The following is a 20859-nucleotide window of genomic DNA, read 5'->3' as shown; positions in this document are numbered from 1 at the left end:
TTCCCAAGCAGCGGCCTGAGGATATGACGATGAACGAAGTGAAAAACTCTTATACAGCGGTTCAATTTGGCGTAAAGCCGAATGAATTAAGCCAATCGGCTGTAACGAGCAAAGCTGGTGTTCTCTCTCAGGTGCCTGACGTACAGCTATCTGAAGAGGCAATAGCCGATCCAGAAGTAATACAACAGGACTTGGAAAAAGCCGTGTCCAGGTTGAATGATTATGTTCAATCAACCCAGCGTGACTTGAAGTTTTCCATGGATGATGAAACTGGCCAAACCGTCATAACGGTGGTGGACAGTTTTACCTCCGAAGTTATTCGCCAGCTGCCAGATCAAGTGGTTTTAGATTTGGCTAAAAAATTAAACCAGGAAGAGCCTATAAAGCTGTTTAGTGCACGGGCTTAACCTTACGTAGCTTAGAGCCTACGGGTTAGTTCGAACACGGAACAAAGTAAATAGAGGTTTAACCGAAATAACAGAGGAAACCTAGATGTCTTCTAGTAATAGGGGCATCTAATGAAAACGTCGAAACCCAATGTTCATATGCTTAGGCATCGGATCATTGGGTTTTTTTGTGTCTATAAAAATTGAATGATGCACAAACCACGAAAACCTGTGGCGCCCAAAATCGCTTCTGCCGATACGCCGGTGAAAAAACCGACCGATGGCGGCAAAGAGTTGCCACATGTGGAAGCCGATACTACAGAAATCGTAACGGAGGCCGTTAACCATAGTGAGGCTGTGCAAGAAGACTTGGAGCAAGCCGTCTCTCGTTTAAATGACAATGTACAGTCTAGCAAGCGAGAATTGCAGTTTTCCATGGATGAAAGCACTGTGCGTACAGCAATTACCGTGATTGACAGCAGTACATCGAAAGTAATTCGGCCGTTACCCAATAAGTTAGCCTTAGACTTGGCCCGAAAATTGAATAACGAAGAACCGATACGGTTGTTCAGTGCTCATGCCTAATTTGCCCACAAGGTAATCAGGTACGGGGCTTACCCAGCCCCTGAGCCGCTACAACCCCTGGTCTTTTTTAGGCCTTAAGTTGCCCCTAAGCGAAATTTAGAAAAGGGCGACAAAGCAAAAGCCCCACTTGGCAAGCCTGAGAGGGGCTTATTGCGTCAACAGGATTTACCAAAAAATAGTTGAATATCGTGTGGTATTCGGGGAGTTAGACAATGGCCAGTATATCCTCTGTAGGTGTTGGCTCGGGCGTTCTTAATAATGATTTGATCGATCAGCTGATTGAGGCTGAGCGTGCCCCCACCGATAACCGTTTAGACGTAGAAAAGGTCGACCTCGAAACCAAAATTTCTGAGTTGGGCAATATCAAAAGTGCGGTATCTAGCCTGCAGTCCACGGTTAGCTCACTGACCTTGGCCTCCTCATTTGAAACCAATACTACCTCCAGCAGCGATAGCAATAAGCTCACCGCCACCGCCAGTAGTTTGGCGAGCCCCGGCGTTTATAATATTGAAACAACACAATTAGCTCGCTCACAAACCATTGCCTCTAAAACCTACGATAATCTGAACGATGTTGTCGGTCAGGGTAAATTGGTGTTTAAGTTTGGTGAAGTAGAAACCACGCTAAATGCCGATAAATCAGTCGATACTTTTGGCAGCTTTACCGAAGATCCTTCCCAGCCCAGTAAGAGTATTACGATTAACTCGGGCAATCATACCTTGGCCGGTGTGCGTGATGCCGTGAACTCGGCCGATATTGGCATTCGCGCTTCTATTGTTGATACCGGTGATGGCTTTCGTTTGCTGTTTGAATCGGAAGATACTGGCAAAAGCAATGGCTTTACCATCGAAACTCAAAACGCCAATAATGGTTTGGATGATTTTGAATTTAATGAAACCAATTTCGATAATGTGCTGCATGCAACCAATGCTGTTGATGCCGAGCTCAAAGTAAATGGCTTGGAGATTACCCGTGAGTCCAATCAGGTAACAGGGGTGATCAATGGGGTAACCTTAAACCTGCGTCAAACCTCGGTAGGTGAGCCGGTAACCTTAACGGTGGAAGCCGATATGGAAACCATTAACAAGCGCATGCAGGATTTTGTGACGTCTTATAATGAGCTAAAAACCCTGACCAACGATCTCACGGCTTATAATTTAGAAGAGCAAGAGGGTAGTGTATTTACCGGTGACCCAAGTGTTCGAAACTTGGAAAATCAACTCAAACGTATTTTAAGCAGCGCTTTGCCGACAGGGGCGGGTGGCACTGTAAACTCGCTGGCTGAGATTGGTATTTCCACTAATGAAAAAACCGGCTTAATCAGTTTTGATTCTTCTGAGTTTACTAATTACGCTCAAAACGACCCTGAAGCCTTAACCAAATTGTTTGGTACTACAGGTGTAGGTGTGGACAATGTGGAATATATTCGCGGTAATAACCAAACTAAATCTGGCGATTATGATGTGGTGGTTACCGAGCTGGCCACTCAAGGTGAGTTCAAGGGCCATAGCTTAAGCCAGGCTCCAAGTGTCGGGCAGCCATTAATTATTAATGCGTTAAATGACAGTTTTACGGTAAACGTAGATGGCGTTAATTCCGAAGCGATTGAGTTGATTCATGGCACTTATGAATCAGGCGAGGAAGTTGCCAATCTACTACAAACCCAAATTAACGCCGACGAAAAGCTAAAAGCGAATGCTAAATCTGTTTCGGTTGAGTTTGATAGCAGCAATAACAGCTTTAATATTACTTCGGCAAGTTATGGCAGTAAGTCGTCGGTATCCTTTAACAGTATCGATAGTAATATGGCTCAGGATCTTGGTCTTTATCGCCCAGGTCAAGGCCCGCGAACTTTGGATTTAACTGATGCACTTCGTACCACGCCAGAGCTGCAAAGCGCGGTTGTCATTGATGACAGCAATGATAATTTCACCATAAGCGTTGGTGGCACTAGCAGCGCTGAGATTTCAATTGCCCAAGGCAGTTATAGTGATGGCGAGGCTTTAGCCTCCGCAATTCAAAGTGCAATTAATTCTGATAGCGCGCTATCGCAGCAAGGCTTGTCGGCAACCGTTAGCTACAGCGGCGAGCAAGACGGTGGCCAATTTAATATCAGCTTTAATAATCAAGAATCTTTTCAGGTGCTTAGTGCTGATGCGGCGCTCAGTGATATTGGTATTACTGCCAATGTTTCTTCTACCAGCAAAGTGGCTGGCTTAGCCAGCAATGATCAGTTAGCTGCGCCGCTTACTGTTGATGCCAATAACGATACTTTTAGTTTAAGTTTAAATGGCAAAAACTACGAAGATATTGAAATTGCCCAAGGCAGCTATACCACCGGACAAGCCTTGGCTACGGCGGTACAAGATGCCATTAACGCTCAAACCAGCACGGGTGAGGTAGCTAAGACAGCGGCCGGTAGTGTGGATCTATCGACCCTAATTGATTTTACCAGTGAAGAATACAGCTTTAAGTTATCGGTAAATGGTGACCCAGCGGTAGATGTTGTTGTCGATCAAAATGCGGGGACAACAAATTTGGAATCGATCCAAGCGGCGATCGACACAGCCGTAGGTGGTGCTGGTATCGTTACTGCATCATTGGATAACGGTAATTTGGTCCTTGAGGGTTCTACCATTGGGGAAGCAGGTACCATCGAAATCGTAAATGATGGCCGTGTAGCATCAACTAATGCCGGCACTGTAGATACCACTACAATCCCTGGAGCGACCAGCTTCGCGGCTGCGGAAATAGAATTCTCGTTAAATGGCGATACGTTTACCTTAGATTTGAGCAGTCTTTCTGACCCGCTAAGTTTGCCTGCAGACATTAATACCCTATTAAATGATCAGTTGACCGCCCATGCTGACTTCTCTGCTGGAGATATTGTTGCCAAGCTCGATGCAACAAACCAGCTTTATTTTGAGGGCAATACCGCAGCAGCAGGTGAGGCATTAAGCATTAGCAGTACCACTAACGATGTGTTCGGGGTAGATGGTGTGGCAAGCAACGCTGGAGCCAATGGCTTTGGTTTAGCCCAAACCACTAGCACAGGCCTAGATGGCAGCAATGCCACAGTGAGCTTTGTAGGTGGCAATGACGAAGGTGGTTTGCGAATCGCCTTTGATAATGAAGATACCTTCCGTATTACGGCGGCTGAAGACAATATGGCCGGTGCACTGGGTATTGCCGCCAGCGATGGTAGTGAAACCCAAGTAACTAAGGGCAAAGATGTGGTTGGCACCATTAATGGAGTAGCCGCCGTAGGTAGTGGTCAACGTTTGACCGGTGCCGAGGGTAACGATGCCTATGGTCTTGCGCTGAATATCAGTGGTGATGCGATTGGTAAGCGCGGTACCGTCAACTTTAACTTAGGCTTAGCAGAGCAAACAGAGCGATTCCTGCAAGCGGCGCTCAGTGCGACCGGCTTCCTAACTGAGAAAGAGTCGGGTTTACAGGCTTCTTTGAAGGAGATTGCCGAAGAGAAAGCTGAGCTAGAAACCCGTATGGAATCACGCCGTACTTCTCTAAGTCGACAGTTCACTTACTACGATACTATCGTGGCGCAATTAAACTCCTCTTTAGATTTTATTAAGGCTAATTTTGAGGCACTGAACGCTCAGAATAACTAGTCAAAACTAGTTTAGCTTTATGGACGGGCCTCAATAAACCAACAGTCAAAATTTCCTCTGGCTGTTGGTTTTTTCATCGTTTTGTAAAATTCTTCCTTAAATTATTGATTTTTCATGTCATTTAATTGACTCCCGCCAAGGTATTGACTATTAATTACCTTATGATTTCTGCAAAGTAATCGTGGTCAAGTATGTGACATGGGCCATGGACTGAGCATATAAGGGTACCTTGGAGATTGAGGAAGCAAGACGATGTGGCGAGACATCAAAGTATTAGTGGTAGATGATGACGCAGAGCGACGCCACAACCTAAAGGTGATTTTGGACTTTCTTGGTGAACCCAGCGTTGCCACGTCCTTATCGGGCTGGCGAACCTTTATTGATAGCTCGGGTGAGAACCCTGATGAGTTTGTCGCTGTTCTATTAGGTGATTGTCAGGCCGAAAGCCCAATTCAAGAGCAGATTCAAGAAGTCCATCAGTGGGATGCTGATTTACCCATCATTATGTTGGGCAAACGTTCCGCTGATTTAGAAGATTTGCGTAAAGGCCTGCCAGCGGAATTAAAGCACAGTCTAGTAGCGGCTATCACTACGCCGCCGACTTACAATCAGCTATTAGACACCTTACACCGTGCCCAGCGTTACCGCGAAGCTAAACGCTTGGCGGCCAGCAGCAATGGTCAGCGTCCATCGCATTTGTTTCGAAGCTTAGTGGGCACATCCCGCGAAATTCAAACCGTTAGAACTATGATGTCCCAGGTAGCCGATAAAGATGTATCGGTGCTGATTACCGGCGAATCAGGAACTGGTAAAGAGGTGGTTGCGCGTAATCTACATTACCATTCAGACCGCCGCGATGAGCCTTTTGTGCCGGTGAACTGTGGTGCGATTCCGCCAGATCTTTTAGAAAGCGAATTATTTGGCCATGAAAAGGGTGCCTTTACCGGAGCGATTAGCGCGCGAGCAGGGCGCTTTGAAATGGCTGAGGGCGGCACACTATTTTTGGATGAAATAGGCGACATGCCGCTGAATATGCAGGTGAAAATCTTGCGTGTTTTGCAGGAAAAAACCTTTGAGCGGGTTGGCGGCAACAAGAGCATCCCCACTAATGTACGTATTATTGCGGCAACCCACCGCAATCTTGAAAGCATGATCGAAGAAGGTAGTTTCCGCGAAGATTTATACTATCGCTTAAATGTGTTTCCTATCGAAATGCCTTCATTGCGCGAGCGAGACGAAGATATTCCGTTGCTACTCAATGAGCTGGTTTCTAGGTTAGAGAGTGAGAACCGTGGCTCTATCCGATTTAATTCGGCGGCTATTTTGTCTTTGTGTCGTCATCAGTGGTCCGGTAATGTTCGTGAGTTGGCCAATCTAGTAGAGCGTATGGCGATCATGTACCCCTATGGTGTTGTTGGCGTGCAGGATTTGCCGAGCAAATATCGCCATGTTGAAGTTGAGGAAGAAGATTTTGGCATCAGCGAAGATGCTACACCTCGCCAAACCAATGTGGTCAGTATGTTTGATACCACGTTGTTGCCGGAAGCCGGTATCAACTTAAAAGAGTATTTGGCGAGTTTAGAAAAGAGCTTGATTGAGCAAGCTCTGGACGATTCCGGTGGTGTGGTAGCCCGTGCGGCCGATCGTCTAACCATCCGACGTACTACACTGGTGGAAAAGCTGCGTAAGTACGGCTTGCAGCGCGGTTAGCTTATAACTGCATAGAAAATTAGCCCAATAAATCAATATCAAAGCCCGCATAGCGGGCTTTTTTATTTTTATAGCTTCTGTTTTTTGTCAGCAGCTGATTTCCTATACCCCCTTAAATCGCCATAGGGCAATTCACAAGCCAAATTGGCACTCGCTTTGCAGTAACCCTGATAAATCGATCAATCGCCAGTTTTTCGGCGTTTGGCTCAGCTTGTATTAAAAAGGGTTAGATACTCATATGCCTTCACCAACTGCCATGGAAGTTCCTGCATTTGCAAAGTCAGACATTGCCTTTGATTTTAATCCTGATGTGGAGCGCCTACAGGAGGCCTTTTCGCAGTTTAATGAGCTGTCCCAGCACCTCGCTGAATCCTATCAACTGCTAGAAGATAGAGTAACCGAGCTGACCGAGGAGCTTAACAGCGTTAGCCAACAAAGAATGCGAGAGTTGGCGGAAAGAGAGCAGTTAGCCAATCGTTTAGAAACGTTGCTATCGGTACTGCCGGGTGGTGTTGTGGTATTGGATGATAAAGGCCTAGTTAGCCAGTGCAATCCAGCAGCGACACAGTTATTAGGCGAGAGCATTGATGGTCGTCTGTGGCGAGATATCGTTAAAGAATGCTTTTCGCCAAGGCAAATTGACGGCCATGAGGTTTCCACCAAAGATGGTCGCTTTTTTAGTATTGCTACATCATCGATAGATGAGGGTGGTCAGATTATTCTGCTGACCGACCAAACTCCTACCCGCAAGCTTCAGGCTGAATTGAGTCGCCATGAGCGTTTATCAGCCATGGGAAAAATGGTTTCGGCCTTGGCTCATCAGATTCGTACACCGCTTTCGACGGCGATGCTTTACGCTGGGCATTTATCTACCAGTGAATTGCCTGTTGAGAAAAGCCAGCAGTTTGCACAAAAGCTTATGGGGCGTCTTAGCCATTTGGAGCAGCAGGTTCAAGATATGTTGCTGTTTGCCAAAGGCGAGTTGCCGCTGAACGATAGCATTACCTTAAGTGATTTGTATCAAGGCTTGCGTGAGGCCATGGAAGAGCCACTGCACAGCAGTCAATCAAGCTGTGAGTTTATGCCTCTGGCTGAGGAAAGATTATTACGTTGTAACCGTGAAGCGCTTATCGGGGCGATTCTTAATCTAGTAAACAATGCCATTCAGGCGGCGGGCCGCGAAGCAAACCTCAGTTTGCAGTTTAGTGTGCAAGATCAGCTGTTAGAAATTGTAGTAAAGGATCAAGGCCCGGGCATTGATCGCGCTGATGTAGAAAAAGTGCAGGAATTATTTTACACCACGAAATCCCATGGCACGGGCTTAGGTTTGGCCGTGGTGCACTCCGTTGCTAAAGCGCATGGCGGAGTATTTAGCTTGGATTCTGAACTGGGTCAGGGCACATGTGCGGCAATTTGTTTGCCGCTTTTAGAGAATTCTTAAAAATTGATAACTATAGAACATAAATAGACAGGCGAATTTATGATGGATAATCACAAAATCCTGGTAGTTGAAGATGATATGGATTTGCGCGAGGCGCTTTGCGATACCTTAGAAATGGCTGAGTATCGTGTAGTTGCCGCAGAAAGCGCGGAGCGTGCTTTGCAGGAGTTAGCGCTACACAGTGATATTCATATGATTGTTTCGGATGTCAATATGGGGGGCATGTCAGGCCATGAATTACTGGTTCATGTAAGACAGCAGTACGCCCATATTCCTATGTTGCTAGTAACAGCCTATGCCAGTGTGAGTGACTCTGTTGAGGCCATGCGTTTGGGTGCGGTTGATTACTTAGTAAAACCTTTCCAGCCAAAATTATTGCTCGATACTGTGGCTAAGTATGTTAAAGGGGCTTCATGCGATCAGAGTAGTGCGCCGGTAGCAGAATCAGAATCTAGCCAACAGTTGTTACGCTTGGCCAGTCGTGTTGCACAAACGGATTCCACCGTTTTAGTCGTTGGCGAGTCCGGAACCGGTAAAGAGGTATTGGCACGCTACGTTCACGAACAATCCCCTAGAGCCAATAAACCTTTTATTGCGATCAACTGCGCCGCCATTCCAGAAAATATGCTGGAGGCCATGCTATTTGGTCATGAGAAGGGTGCCTATACAGGGGCGACCAGCTCTGCACCGGGCAAGTTCGAACAAGCTAACGGCGGTACGCTCTTACTGGACGAGATTTCAGAAATGGATCTTGGCTTGCAAGCTAAGCTATTGCGAGTTTTGCAAGAAAAAGAAGTTGAACGCTTAGGTGGCCGTAAAACCATTAAGCTGGATGTGCGTGTTATTGCAACCTCTAACCGTGATATGCGCCACTATGTTGCTGAAGGCAAGTTTCGTGAAGATTTATATTATCGTCTCAGTGTATTGCCACTGCAGTGGGCGCCGTTGAGGGATCGAAAAGAAGATATTATTCCGCTTGCAAATAAGTTGCTGCAACGGCACGCAGAAAAACAACACCGTCGTGGTGTCGAATTAACCACATCGGCCCAAGAAACTATGCTGGCTTATGCTTGGCCGGGTAATGTGCGTGAGCTGGATAATGTGATGCAGCGCGCGCTCATTCTGCAGCCGGGTAGTCAAATAGCTGCTGAGGATTTAGGTCTGGAGTTTGCCAATAATTACAGCCCAAAGCCCAGTATTCTGCCCACAGCGCAATTAGAAACAGTGGCTGCGGTTCAAGAGGAAGTGCAGCCGGTTATTAGCCCACAAGAGCTTAAAGAAGAAGTGGAAGATGATTTACATTCGGCGATGCTGGGTGATGACCTCAAACGTCGTGAGTTTGAAATTATCGTACAAACCTTGAAGCAAGAGGGCGGCAGCAAGAAAAATACGGCGGGTAAATTAGGCATTAGCCCAAGAACACTGCGCTATAAAATAGCTCGATTTAAAGACTTGGGCTTAAATGTCGACGCACAACTGGCTTGCTAATACTTTTTAGATACAAATAAAAAAGGGGCTTTAAGAAGCCCCTTTTTTATTTTATTGATTAGATGATATCGATTAAGTACTGGTTATTAGCGAGGCTTAAAAGATCATTTAGCTCTAGGCTGCCGTCAAAATAGTTTGCTTGATCGGCGCTTAGATCGTTTGCAGATTGGGTATCGCCTAATACGACGCCGTCGTTTAGGCCTAGGTTGCTGTCAATCAGCAAATCATTAAAATCTACTGAGCTAAGGCTATCTAGATCAACATTGAATAATAACGCTTCAGTGCTGTAATTTAGTGCTAGATCTTGACCATCAGTCAATACGCCGCCGGAAGAAAGTAGTGCGTCAGTATCAGGTGGAAGGATTAGATCATTATCTACATCACTGTCTTGCTCACTACCTTGAACGCTATCTCCGCCACTTGAGGCTTGGCTTTCACCTTGATCTTCAACAGCGTTAGGGATTAGCTCTTCATTACTGCTTGTTGTGGCTTCGTTGCCATAATTGGCAACCTCACCAACTTCAAAAGCTGGTCCAGTAGCGCTATTATCGGCGTTAAACTGCTGCCCCCAAACAGACGATCGCCCTTCTTCTGCTTGCAGATCACCCCAAGTAATTAGATAGCCGCCATCGTTAAGGGCAACAATATGAGGTTCGGTTTGAACGCCGCTTTCTTCTCTATTGATCAGCTTGTTTTCATAAACCACTTCACCATTAGCGTTGTAGCGCGATGCAAATACACCTAATTGTTCACCATCGTCAGCAGTCCAGGTCACCACAATGTCGCCATTGGCTAGGCCTGCAACCTCAGGTTTGCTGGCTCCCGCACTGATGGAGCTGTGAACATCAATAGCGCTACTTAGGCTGGTAGTTCCGTCGCTGTTGAACAGTTGTACCTTGACCGCGGTATGTTCACCAGCTTGTTCTAACCAGCTCACCGCAAAACCACCATTGGCGGTTGCACTAACATGGCTTAGTGATTGGGCGCCACCATCGCTAGATAGGGTGAATTCGCCACTTTGACTACGACCTTGTGCATCGTAAATTTTCGCCATAGCCTGGGTTTGTCCAGCGCTGTTCTCGGTATCCCAAGAAACGATGAGTCGGCCATCACTTAGAGTTGTAATGCTTGGGTTCGCCTGGTTGTCGATGACGCTGTCATTCACGCGAACATCGCCAGTAATAGCAACACCTTCAGCGTTAAATAGACGCATATAGATGCCTTCACCACTGCCATCTTGCCCGTCACTCATCCAGGTAATGACATAACCACCATCAGCTAGGTCACTAACCGCAGGACGTTGCTGATCAGAATCTGTGTAAACATTAATCTGAGTTTCAGGGCCTACTAAGTTATTGTCAGCGTCGTAGCGTTGGGCGTAAATGCCGTCTAGGTCGCCATCTTGATCGCGTGATTGCCAAGTGACAACAAAGCCGCCATCTTTCAAACCGATGACGTCGGAATTGATCTGGTCGCCAGGCTTAAAGCTATTCACCATAAATGAATCGCCAGTGGAGTTACCTTCGGCATCATAGCGCTGGGCGAATACATCAAAACCTTGGCCTTCTGTGTCAGAAAGCTTGAGGTAGGTTACTAGATAGCCACCATCTGCCAAAGCAGTGATTGGATCAACCACGACTGGAGTAAGATCCATATCAAGCTCATTGCCTGCTAAATCTGTAAAAGCTGCATTAAATGTAAACCAGCCATGTGAATAGGTGGAAGTATACTTAGCGGCTACGGTGATATCGGAGGAGGTCGTACCTGTGGCCGTAATGCTGGTGCCCGGGTTGTACCAAACTCGTGAGCCCCAATGGAAGCCAACATCTTTGATGTGGTAGCTAACTTCTTCGTTTGCTGAAATTTGGAAGCGAACAGAAGCCGCAGAACCAAACCATGAACCGTTTTCTTGAGCCGATGGTAGCTGAGCCGAAGCCTCTACAATAGTGTCGATTTCTACAGCTAGATCAGCAGAGTTTTTACTGCTTCCGCCTAAACTGCTTTCAACGTGAAAATCGTAGATCTTATCGACTAGGTCAGTACTAGTGATAGTCCATTTTCCATTGTTGTTGGCTGTTGTCTCGCCCACTTTTTTATTGTCGGCATAAAGTACAACAGTAGAGCCCGCTGTTGCATCACCCGTAAAAGTAGGTGTTGTGTCATTGGTCAGGTTATCGTTATCAAATTTACCGCTGTCACTACTGGCTTTTAAATCGATGGTTGGCTTGATTAATGGGGCTAGCACTTCGATATTGACCGTTGCGGTGTCAAATCCGCCACGACCGTCGCTGATCTCATAAACAAGCGTGTCATTCACTGTTTGGGTGTTGTTGCCGTCAGGAGTATAGATTAACTCACCTGACTTAGTAATGCGTGCTGAGCCGTGATTACCTTGGCTGACGATACGAGTCAAAGTTAAGCTGTCGTTATCAGGATCGGTATCATTTGCTAAAACATCAAACTTAGAAGATTTGATAACAGTATAGCTGTCATCGTTTGCAACGGGTTCGGCATTAAGGACAATTTCAAACTCAAAGTTTTCTGATTCGCCACTTTGGTTGCCGGCTAAATCAAGCTGGGTGGCGTTGATTGAGTGATCACCTTCATCCAGGTCGCTGGTAAGCTGAATCGACCAAACACCTTTGTCATCGGCCGTTACGGCCGGCAGAAGCTGACCGTCAATAGTTACGCTAACTGTAGCCCCTGGCTCTGCAGTTCCAACAATAACAGGTTGCTGGTCATCGGTAGCTTCGCCGTGTTTAACATCATCTGTTTTGCTTCCCTGGTCATCAATCAAGTGTGTGATTTCAGGTGCTTCTACAGAGCGATCAACTGTGATCTGGAAGTCGTTGCTCTTTTCGCTAGTATTACCCGCAGCATCGCGGGAATAAGCCGCTATATTGTGGGTGCCTTCTAGAAAGCTCTTTGTGGGGCGAAACTCCCAGCTATCGTCACTTTTAACGACCGTTGCGCCTAAAAAGACGTTTCCATTGTAAATGGAAATGATCTCTCCAGCGGTACCTGTACCGTGGAAAGTAATTGTATCGTCGTCAGTGATAGCGGGGTGATGCAGTTCGCCTTGGTACAAACCAACATCATCGTCACCGTGTGAGATTACCGGTGGTGCCGAGGCTTCGGTATCAATGGTCAAACTGTATCCGGAAAAGTCCTCTTTGCCATCTTTATCGACTGCTCGAGCCTTAAAAATCGCCTTGCCCTCAGGTAGAACTTCCGCCGTTTGAATGCTCCACTGACCGGTTGGTGAAGAGGTGACAGGGCCGTAGGTTTTACCATTTACGGTTAAGGTTACACTTGCGCCAGGAGTTGCTGTGCCCTGAATTTGAGGTGTGTTGTCGTTAGTGAAGCCGCCATCTTTAATAATTGTTCCGGGGGGTAAAACAACTTCATCCGGGCCTGAATTTCCGCTAGAGTTGGCGGGCGAAGCGCTAGCATGCTGAAGTTGCGATGCATCAACATTTAGATTAATCGACATTGATTCAGCGCTTTCATTGCCGGCTTGGTCAACAACAATTGTGCTGATGTCGTGAGCTCCAGCAGGCAGATCAAGTTCGATATTCCACTGACCTTGGGCGTCGGCTTGAACGCTTGCAATTTTATTGCCTTGGTCGTAAATATCTACACGGGCGTTTGCTTCGGCTAGACCACTGATTTCTACCAAGCCATTACTGATGCTATCACCATTGTCTAGCAGGCCGGTGGCGCCTTTAAATTGTATGGATTTGGCAATAACCGCAGTCTGATCCACATTTACGACATGTTCGCTTGAGGGCAAAGACTCTTGGCCATTGGAATCTATGGCTGTCGCAGTGAAGCTATAGCTTCCTTCTCTAAGTTGCGACGCGGTATAGCTCCAGTTACCGTTGCTGTCAGCCGTAGTTTCCCCAATAACGCCCCCGTTCTGGTAAATGCGAACGGTCTCGCCGGGATTTGCTGAACCTTGCAGTTCAAGTTTGCTGTCATCGGTGCTAGCTAGGTGTTGGACTTGGCCTTGAATACTGCCGCTATCATCCAGAATGGCTGCGATGCTGGTCATAGTAGGATTCCATTGTTTACGCAGAAAATTGTTAGGGCAGCAAAAAATCCATGCCCTCAGTATTATTCATCAAGTGGATGATACGAATTTTGTTAACGGCTTCTATCTTTTGAGGAGAAAATACGAAGTAGTTATGAGGCTAAGGTTTGAGCGGTTTTTTTTGTTGGTATGTAAGTATTAGAGTGATTTCTCAAGCTTATCTCTAATGTACGAGCGGAATGTTGATGATGAAACTTTGTTCTTTGGGTTTTTATCTCAAAGCCTTTGTATAGGCTTTCACTACATGTACATCGATGTGTTGACCGAATAATTTGCTTTTGTCCAGAGCGAGAAGCCAACATCTTGCTTTAGGAGTTGATCGTTGCATGCCTAAGCAGGCATATAAATAGCTTAATGTTTGTCATTTAAATGTCATTCAGGCCGAGTAGATTGCACTTGACGGTGAGGGTAGTAGGGCGGTAAGTTTCGCCATGCAGCCTACTTAGCTGGCAACGATGAGAAGCCGGAAAATCTTCATCGTTCAACCACTTTTAGCCAACGTGCGCAGTGTGCATATCGCGACAGGAGTATCGGTATGAACTATCAAGCCTTAGATCAAGAGCAAGAATTTGACCCGCAACTAGAATCTGTAATCAGCCCTACGGTCGAGATATTAGATGCCCGCAGGCGCTTAGAGGATCGCCTTGAAGAAGCTCGCTTAAGGCGAGAAACTCAAGAATTTCCCTTTGATTTTGAATGACTTGGCCTCGTTTTCTTATTAGACAGCTTCAGCTTTGAAGCTGTCATAGCCAACCTTTTGTCCCCCCGGCTTTCTTGATTCCTATATCTGTAGCGGAAAGCATTCACCGCTAAGCTGTTTATGCGGCAACATCTGGCCCGCTTTGTGCATATATCCCGTAAAGGGCAGTTAACGCCAGCTTTTTGTCACTATAACTTTGCGAGCTTAAGGCCGAGTCATGACAGACCGAGTAGATATTAATCGCTTACTAGTAGAAATGCGGACTTTAAAATCACAAACCCAGGCTTTTAATGGCCCCGGCGCTGTCGATCAAGTCGCCTCTACCGTGCGTCCCGGTGTGAAGGTTCAAGGGGCCCAAGAAACTCCTTCCTTCAGTGAAATGATGGGGCAGGCCATCAATAAAGTGAATAGTGTGCAAAAAGAATCCGCTGCGTTGGCAACGCGTTATGAGCAGGGTGACAAATCGGTTGATGTGACTGATGTCATGATTGCTTCTCAAAAAGCCTCTGTCAGTTTTCAGTCAATGCTGCAGGTACGTAACAAGCTGGTAGACGCCTACCGCGACGTTATGAACATGCCAATGTAATTTAGGGGCTGATTGATATGTCTACTGCAGAAACGGATATGGGTGATTTCGCCGACGAAGGCGGAGTCGACGGCCCTAAGAAATCTTCCTCGGACCTGGTCGAAGGCTTTAATAATCTTAATTTAATGCGCCAGGTTGGCCTAATGGTAGGCATAGCCGCCAGCGTGGCCATTGGCTTTGCGGTGGTGTTATGGACCCAAGAAGACAACTATCGTCCACTCTTTAGCAGTAGCAATATTCTTGACGTTCCCGAAATTGCACGTTTGCTAGAAGAAAGTGAAATTGATTATAAGGTCGATCAAAAGAACAATACCATTTTGGTTGTCGAGCAAGATATTTATCAAGCCAGAATCAAATTAGCTGAAGTTAATAATGAAAGCCGTGACGGCACGGGCTTTGAGCTGCTTGACCAAGAGCAGCCACTTGGCACTAGCCAGTTTATGGAAAGTGCTCGCTACAAGCGCAGCTTGGAAGGCGAGTTGGCGCGCACAATTACCGCGATTAAAACGGTCAAGGCTGCAAGGGTTCACTTGGCAATTCCCAAGCGATCGGTGTTTGTGCGCGATGCACGTGAGCCAAGAGCTTCTGTGTTTATTGATCTGTATGCTGGTCGCAGCATAAAGCCCGAGCAAGTAAAGGCCATCGCTAATCTAGTTGCCTCAAGCATCCCTGAATTAAAGCTAGAAAACGTAACCGTAGTCGATCAGCGTGGCAGCCTGTTGTCCCATGGCGAGGACAATGAAGAGTTGCTGATGGCTGCTAAGCAACGTGAGTTTACCCGCAAGGTTGAAGACGATCTTACGCGTCGTATTAATAGTATTTTAGAGCCGGTGGTTGGTGCAGAAGGCTTCAAAGCTGAGGTCAGTGCTGATGTCGACTTTACGCAAGTTGAACAAGCTGAAGAAGTATTTAACCCTGATTTACCCGCCATTCGTAGTGAGCAAACCTTAAACGAACAGCGCGGGGCAGATCTTGTCGCAGGCATTCCAGGTGCGTTGACTAATCAGCCCCCGGGCATGGCAGAAGCGCCCGAAGAAGCGGAAGCTCGAGATGCCAATGGCCGTGGAGCTAATGATCGTGTGCGCAGCCAAGCAACCCGCAACTACGAGCTTGATCGAACGGTTAGCTACACGCGTCATCAGCAGGGCAATATCAAGCGACTCACCGTTGCAGTGGTTATTGATGACAAGGTCGCAATGGATGCCCAGAGTGGCCAGGCCAGTCGTGTGCCTTGGGCGCAGGATGAGTTGGACCGCATGACGATTTTGGTTCGCGACGCGGTAGGCTTTTCTTCAGCCCGCGGTGATAGCGTCAATGTTTTGAACTCGCCCTTTATCGCAAAAGACGAAGAGGTCTTAGAAGAACCTCCGGTCTGGGAGCAAGCTTGGTTTGGTAACTTAACTAAGCAGGCTGTGGGTTTATTGATTATCCTTATCTTATTGTTGGGCTTATTACGTCCATTGCTGAAGAACCTAGCAGAATCTGGACGTGAGCGTCGGGAAGCCGAAGAGGCCGCTCAGCTGGCTGAGCTAGCCGCTGTCGAAATGGAAGGCTTCGATTCGCTAGCTGATGATGCAGTGACCTTAACCGGTGGTGAAACCTTGGCATTGCCAAGCCCGGATGAAAATTACGAAACCCAGCTCAATACGGTGAAAGCGCTTATTGCTGAAGATGCCGGCCGTGTGGCTCTGGTAATTAAAGCCTGGGTAACTGAGGAAGAGTAGTAATGGCTGAAGATCAAAATCAAGTCGAAGGCAGTTCAACGCGTACCGAAATTGAGCAGGCAGCCATTCTGTTGATGGCGCTTGGTGAAGCTGATGCGGCTGAAATTCTAAAACATCTAGGGCCAAAAGAAGTACATCGCCTTGGTTCAGTGATGACCGACTTGGGCTATATCCACCAGAAGGAAGTGGAAGTCGTCATGGGTAAGTTTCTTGACGATGTGAAATCACTTACCGGGCTTGGTGTTGGCTCTGATGATTATATTCGTAAGATGTTGGTGGCCGCTTTAGGCGAAGATAAAGCGGGTAGCTTAATCGACCGCATCTTGATGGATGGTAATACCGCTGGCTTGGATACTTTACGTTGGATGGAGCCACGTTCCATTGCCGATATTATTCGCGATGAGCATCCGCAGATTCAGGCCATTGTAGTTGCCTACCTAGATTCAGATCAGTCGGCCGAAGTGTTGAGCTTTATGCCGGATAAGGTACGACTCGATATTATGATGCGCGTGGCCTCGTTAGAAACTGTACAGCCTTCTGCGTTGCAGGAATTTAACGATATTCTTGAGAAGCAATTCTCTGGCAGTGCGACCAGTCAAGGTAAGGATATGGGTGGTCTGCAGGTAGCCGCTGAAATCATGAACAACTTGGGCGGCGCTGTTGAAGGCGAGTTGATGGAGTCCATTAAGGAAATCGATGAGCAAATGGCGCAGCAGATCCAAGATCTGATGTTTATCTTTGATAACCTGCAAGAAGTGGATGACCGTGGTATTCAGGCCTTACTGCGTGAAGTTTCCTCCGAGATGCTGATCATTGCGCTGAAAGGTGCCGACGTTACCTTACAAGAGAAAATCTTTAAGAACATGTCTAAACGCGCCGCTGAGTTGCTGCGTGATGACCTTGAAGCGAAAGGTCCGGTGCGCTTGTCCGAGGTGGAAGCGGCCCAGAAAGAAATTCTGGTTATCGCTCGAAGAATGGCTGACGCCGGCGAGATTATGCTCGGCGGTGGCGGCGAGCAGATGCTTTAAAGTAGCATGAATGGCAGATATTAACGGCTCTGAGCAAAGCTGCTAATAGAGCTGTTAATAAAGGTGAGTGTGAGTAAAAAGGGTGATGGTGCAGTGTCAGTAAATAATCAGGAATATAGCAGTTGGACACTCCCGTCTTTTGATGAAAGCTCTTCATCAATTATCGCCTCTGAAGAAAAGCTCGCTCAAGATCGAGCCGCAGCTCAAGTGGGTGAAGACGAATCTATCGATGAGTTTGAGCAAGAGGTAGAGCCGTTAACGGCGCAGCAGCTCGAAGAGATACGTTTGCAAGCACATAAGGAAGGCTACCAAACAGGCTATGACGAAGGACAAAAGCATGGCTTGGAGGCAGGTCTTCAAGAGGGGCGCACGCAAGGTGAAAAAGATATTAGAGCCGAGCTTGAGCCCAGCTTAAGTGGCCAAACTAAACAGTTCTCCCAGATTGTTGATCAAATACAACGATGCCACATCGAGCAGCAAGATCAACTTAAGCCTTTAATCCTGAATATGGTTACAGGGCTTGCCCGTCAGTTTATTGAAAAAGAATTACAAAGCTCGCCAATTGTGCTTATTGATTTTATTAAAAAGGGCGTCGCTAGTTTGCCTGGCAAACCTCAAGAATTAACCATTAAATTACACCCGGGGTCGCTTGATTCTGTGAAGGCGGCTTTATCAATTGAAGATTGTCAATTGTCTTTCAGTACTGATGAGAGTTTGGGTAACTGGGATTGCGTTGTTAGTAGCGAGCACAGTCGTGTGGTGCTTGATTTTGAATCACGTTGGCAGGCTTTGCTGGAGCAGTTTTCCAATGCTGAACTGGCTGCAAGTGAAGAAGAAATTAAAATTCAAACGCAAGTTGCTCAGGTCCAAATTCAGCAAGAGCTTAATCAAGATTTAGAGCAAGCAATGGATGTCCTAGATGAAGAGGAGGCTTCCATTAGTCCAGCACCAGTAAATACCAATTGATATTTCTGATTCAGAAATTTCTATCGTAAAAATGTACGAGATGGCAATGCCATGAAAAATATTTGCGCTGAGTTAAGTGCTCTAACCCCACCCCAAAACACTGAAAAATTCAGCTACGACTATGTTGCCGAAGGCCGTCTAACACGTCTTGTAGGTATGACCCTAGAAGCTGAAGGCTTGCGTACAAGTCTTGGGCAAACTTGTCAGATCATTAATCAATCAGGTGTCGAGATTGAAGCTGAAGTGGTTGGCTTTAATGGACAAAAAGTTTACTTGATGCCGATTACGCATTTTGCCGGTGTTGAGCCTGGCGCGATTGTTCGTCCGGTCACCCAGGCTGCTCAAATTCCAATTGGCGATGAGATGCTAGGGCGGGTAATCAATGGTATTGGTAAACCTATCGATGGTCATGGGCCGCTGCGTGCAAAAGATCGCCTAAAGTTACTCCCTGAAATTATTAATCCTCTCTCACGGGATCCTATTAAAGAGCCAATGGATGTCGGAATCCGAGCGATCAATGCTTTGTTGACAGTGGGGCGAGGGCAGCGTTTAGGGCTTTTTGCAGGCAGTGGCGTGGGTAAAAGTGTGCTGCTCGGTATGATGACGCGTTTTACTAACGCCGATGTGGTTGTGGTGGGTTTAATCGGCGAGCGTGGTCGAGAAGTTAAAGAATTTATTGATCACAGTTTGGGTGAAGAAGGGCTCAAACGAGCCGTAGTGGTAGCCTCACCTGCTGATGATGCGCCATTGATGCGCCTGCGGGCCTCGGAACTTTGTTGCCGTGTGGCTGAGTATTATCGTGATCAAGGTAAAAATGTATTGTTGCTGATGGATTCACTGACTCGCTATGCCCAAGCCCAGCGCGAGGTTTCCTTAGCTGTCGGCGAGCCGCCTGCTACCAAAGGATATCCGCCGTCAGTATTCGCCAAACTACCGCAATTAGTTGAACGAGCTGGCAATGGTGAAGCAGGCGGTGGTTCAATTACGGCATTTTACACAGTACTGACCGAGGGTGATGATTTACAAGATCCGGTGGCCGATTCGGCGCGAGCTATTTTGGATGGACATATCGTCTTATCGCGCCGCTTGGCAGAAGAAGGGATTTATCCGGCTATTGACGTGGAGGCTTCTATCTCAAGAGCGATGCCGAATATTGTCGCGCCTGAGCAATTACAAAAGATGCAGGCCTTTAAGCGTCTATTGGCAATTTATCAAGAGAACAAAGATCTGATTAGCATTGGCGCCTACCGCCCGGGCAGTAATCCCGAGGTAGATTTGGCTATTGATAGAGCACCAAAATTGCGCCAGTTTGTGTGTCAGGGCATGAACGAAGCGGTGGGCTATAATTCGGCCCGCACTATGTTAGATGAGGTATTGTCAGTGTCAGAGGCAAACGCGGGTGGCTAAATTGCGTAGCAAACGTTTAGCCATTGTATTGAGTCTAAACCAAAAAGAGCTGGACACGATTGGTCAGCAGCTGTCGCAGCACCAAGAAAAGCTGGCCCAAGAGCAGGATAAGCTAAGCCAGCTAGAAAGCTATCGAGATGAGTATTTATCATCGGTTCGTTCGCTAAGACAAACCGATGTGCAGAGTATGCAGCGGCAAAGAAATTTTATTCAGAGGATGCAATTGGCCTGTGATCAGCAGGGTGCAATGGTTCAAAAGGTCAATGAACACTGCGAAGCCATCATGGAGTTGTGGCATCAGCAAAACCAGAAGATCAGTAAGCTGGAAGATCTGATTGCACGTTATCTTAAGGAAGAGCAAGCTCTTGTTGATCAGCAAGAACAAAAGCTCATTGATGAATTGAGTACTCAGAAGGCGTCACGGAGAATGTCGGCAGGGTAAACCTTGTAGCGATAAATACTTGTCCTAAAGGGTTAGGCTCGTTAAAGTGATGGCGTAGCTTTGCTAATCAAGGCGCAAATCTATCCAGGGCGGGAGTAGGAACATGGTGGCGGTGCTAAATGAACATCTGCTGAACGAATTACGTGATTTAATGGGCGAAGATTTTAATTTGCTTATTGATACCTACCGTTCTGACTCTGACTTCCGTCTTAAAAAAATTCAGGAGTCCATTGCGGCTTCAGAATTTTCCGATGTAGTAAGTGCCGCCCACAGCCTCAAGGGCAGTAGTGCAAATATTGGTGCTTTAACTATGGAAGAGCTATGCCACCAGCTGGTATTAGCAGGCAGGGAGGGTGACCAAAGTTCAATGACTTATTTGTTGCCTAAACTTAAAACCGAGTTCGAACATATACGCGCCTACTTTTCTGACATCCCGTCGCAGTAATTAGCCTAATCAATAATAAACTTCTTTAATACTTCGCTAACTTAGTCGGTTTTAATCGCTAAGGAATTCTGGCATCGGAATTGCAAATCCATTCAGCTAATAGCCGTGCTTACTCATAAATCACCCGGTTCGCGCTATAAATCATAAATGCGGTAGCGTTTTTCGTGCTCTGAGTGCTTCGAGCCTCAGATGCAGGCAAAAACTTGCCGCTGTTGAATCAATAGGA

The 20859-nt window shown here is 46.8% G+C and carries 15 protein-coding genes; 14 read left to right on the top strand and 1 reads right to left on the bottom strand.

The features are described from left to right. Positions 1–29 precede the first annotated feature (29 nt). The 6 genes from Q1A08_RS15080 to Q1A08_RS15055 all read left to right on the top strand — a co-directional run bounded on the left by Q1A08_RS15080 (position 30) and on the right by Q1A08_RS15055 (position 9242). Positions 30–407 (top strand): flagellar protein FlaG, encoded by a 378-nt coding sequence (locus Q1A08_RS15080; protein ID WP_299774366.1) that lies wholly within the window; start codon positions 30–32, stop codon positions 405–407. Between the two features lie 210 nt (positions 408–617). Then, a complete protein-coding gene (locus Q1A08_RS15075; RefSeq protein WP_299774364.1) occupies positions 618–971 on the top strand; it encodes a flagellar protein FlaG in 354 nt (117 codons plus the stop codon). Between the two features lie 212 nt (positions 972–1183). After that, positions 1184–4603 (top strand): flagellar filament capping protein FliD, encoded by a 3420-nt coding sequence (gene fliD / locus Q1A08_RS15070; RefSeq protein WP_299774362.1) that lies wholly within the window; start codon positions 1184–1186, stop codon positions 4601–4603. 252 nt (positions 4604–4855) lie between these two features. Next, on the top strand, positions 4856–6313 hold the full coding sequence (locus Q1A08_RS15065) for a sigma-54 dependent transcriptional regulator (RefSeq protein ID WP_299774360.1): 1458 nt from the start codon (positions 4856–4858) through the stop codon (positions 6311–6313). Between the two features lie 238 nt (positions 6314–6551). Further along, positions 6552–7754: an ATP-binding protein gene (locus tag Q1A08_RS15060; protein ID WP_299774358.1), complete on the top strand. Its 1203-nt coding sequence runs from the start codon at positions 6552–6554 to the stop codon at positions 7752–7754. Between the two features lie 39 nt (positions 7755–7793). Continuing rightward, a complete protein-coding gene (locus Q1A08_RS15055) occupies positions 7794–9242 on the top strand; it encodes a sigma-54 dependent transcriptional regulator (RefSeq protein WP_299774356.1) in 1449 nt (482 codons plus the stop codon). Between the two features lie 58 nt (positions 9243–9300). Here the strand turns inward: Q1A08_RS15055 and Q1A08_RS15050 are convergent, their stop codons facing one another. Further along, positions 9301–13296, bottom strand: a complete 3996-nt coding sequence (locus Q1A08_RS15050) for an Ig-like domain-containing protein (protein ID WP_299774354.1) — start codon at positions 13294–13296, stop codon at positions 9301–9303. A gap of 574 nt (positions 13297–13870) precedes the next feature. On the opposite strand from Q1A08_RS15050, the gene Q1A08_RS15045 reads away from it, so the two are divergent. From Q1A08_RS15045 to Q1A08_RS15010, 8 genes are all read left to right on the top strand, one after another. Further along, positions 13871–14035: a PA3496 family putative envelope integrity protein gene (locus Q1A08_RS15045; RefSeq protein ID WP_299774352.1), complete on the top strand. Its 165-nt coding sequence runs from the start codon at positions 13871–13873 to the stop codon at positions 14033–14035. A 217-nt stretch (positions 14036–14252) separates the two neighbouring features. Beyond that, positions 14253–14621 carry a flagellar hook-basal body complex protein FliE gene (fliE, locus tag Q1A08_RS15040; RefSeq protein WP_299774350.1) on the top strand — a complete coding sequence of 123 codons (369 nt, stop codon included), beginning with the start codon at positions 14253–14255 and terminating at the stop codon, positions 14619–14621. 38 nt (positions 14622–14659) lie between these two features. After that, entirely contained in the window at positions 14660–16345 is a 1686-nt protein-coding gene (fliF, locus tag Q1A08_RS15035; RefSeq protein ID WP_299774521.1) for a flagellar basal-body MS-ring/collar protein FliF, read from the top strand. Positions 16346–16347: 2 nt separating this feature from the next. Continuing rightward, on the top strand, positions 16348–17373 hold the full coding sequence (fliG, locus tag Q1A08_RS15030) for a flagellar motor switch protein FliG (protein WP_299774348.1): 1026 nt from the start codon (positions 16348–16350) through the stop codon (positions 17371–17373). A 69-nt stretch (positions 17374–17442) separates the two neighbouring features. Further along, on the top strand, positions 17443–18339 hold the full coding sequence (locus Q1A08_RS15025) for a FliH/SctL family protein (protein ID WP_299774346.1): 897 nt from the start codon (positions 17443–17445) through the stop codon (positions 18337–18339). Positions 18340–18390: 51 nt separating this feature from the next. After that, positions 18391–19746 (top strand): flagellar protein export ATPase FliI, encoded by a 1356-nt coding sequence (fliI, locus tag Q1A08_RS15020; protein WP_299774344.1) that lies wholly within the window; start codon positions 18391–18393, stop codon positions 19744–19746. Then, positions 19739–20188 carry a flagellar export protein FliJ gene (gene fliJ, locus Q1A08_RS15015; protein ID WP_299774342.1) on the top strand — a complete coding sequence of 150 codons (450 nt, stop codon included), beginning with the start codon at positions 19739–19741 and terminating at the stop codon, positions 20186–20188. The genes fliI and fliJ overlap by 8 nt, the downstream gene beginning before the upstream one ends. A 103-nt stretch (positions 20189–20291) precedes the next feature. Next, a complete protein-coding gene (locus tag Q1A08_RS15010; RefSeq protein WP_299774340.1) occupies positions 20292–20633 on the top strand; it encodes an Hpt domain-containing protein in 342 nt (113 codons plus the stop codon). The last annotated feature ends 226 nt before the right edge of the window (positions 20634–20859 follow it).

Source organism: uncultured Pseudoteredinibacter sp. (assembly GCF_947500695.1).
In the GTDB taxonomy this organism is placed as follows: domain Bacteria; phylum Pseudomonadota; class Gammaproteobacteria; order Pseudomonadales; family Cellvibrionaceae; genus Pseudoteredinibacter.
Note: the sequence above shows the minus strand (reverse complement) of the source record. Positions and strands in the feature narration are given on the sequence as shown.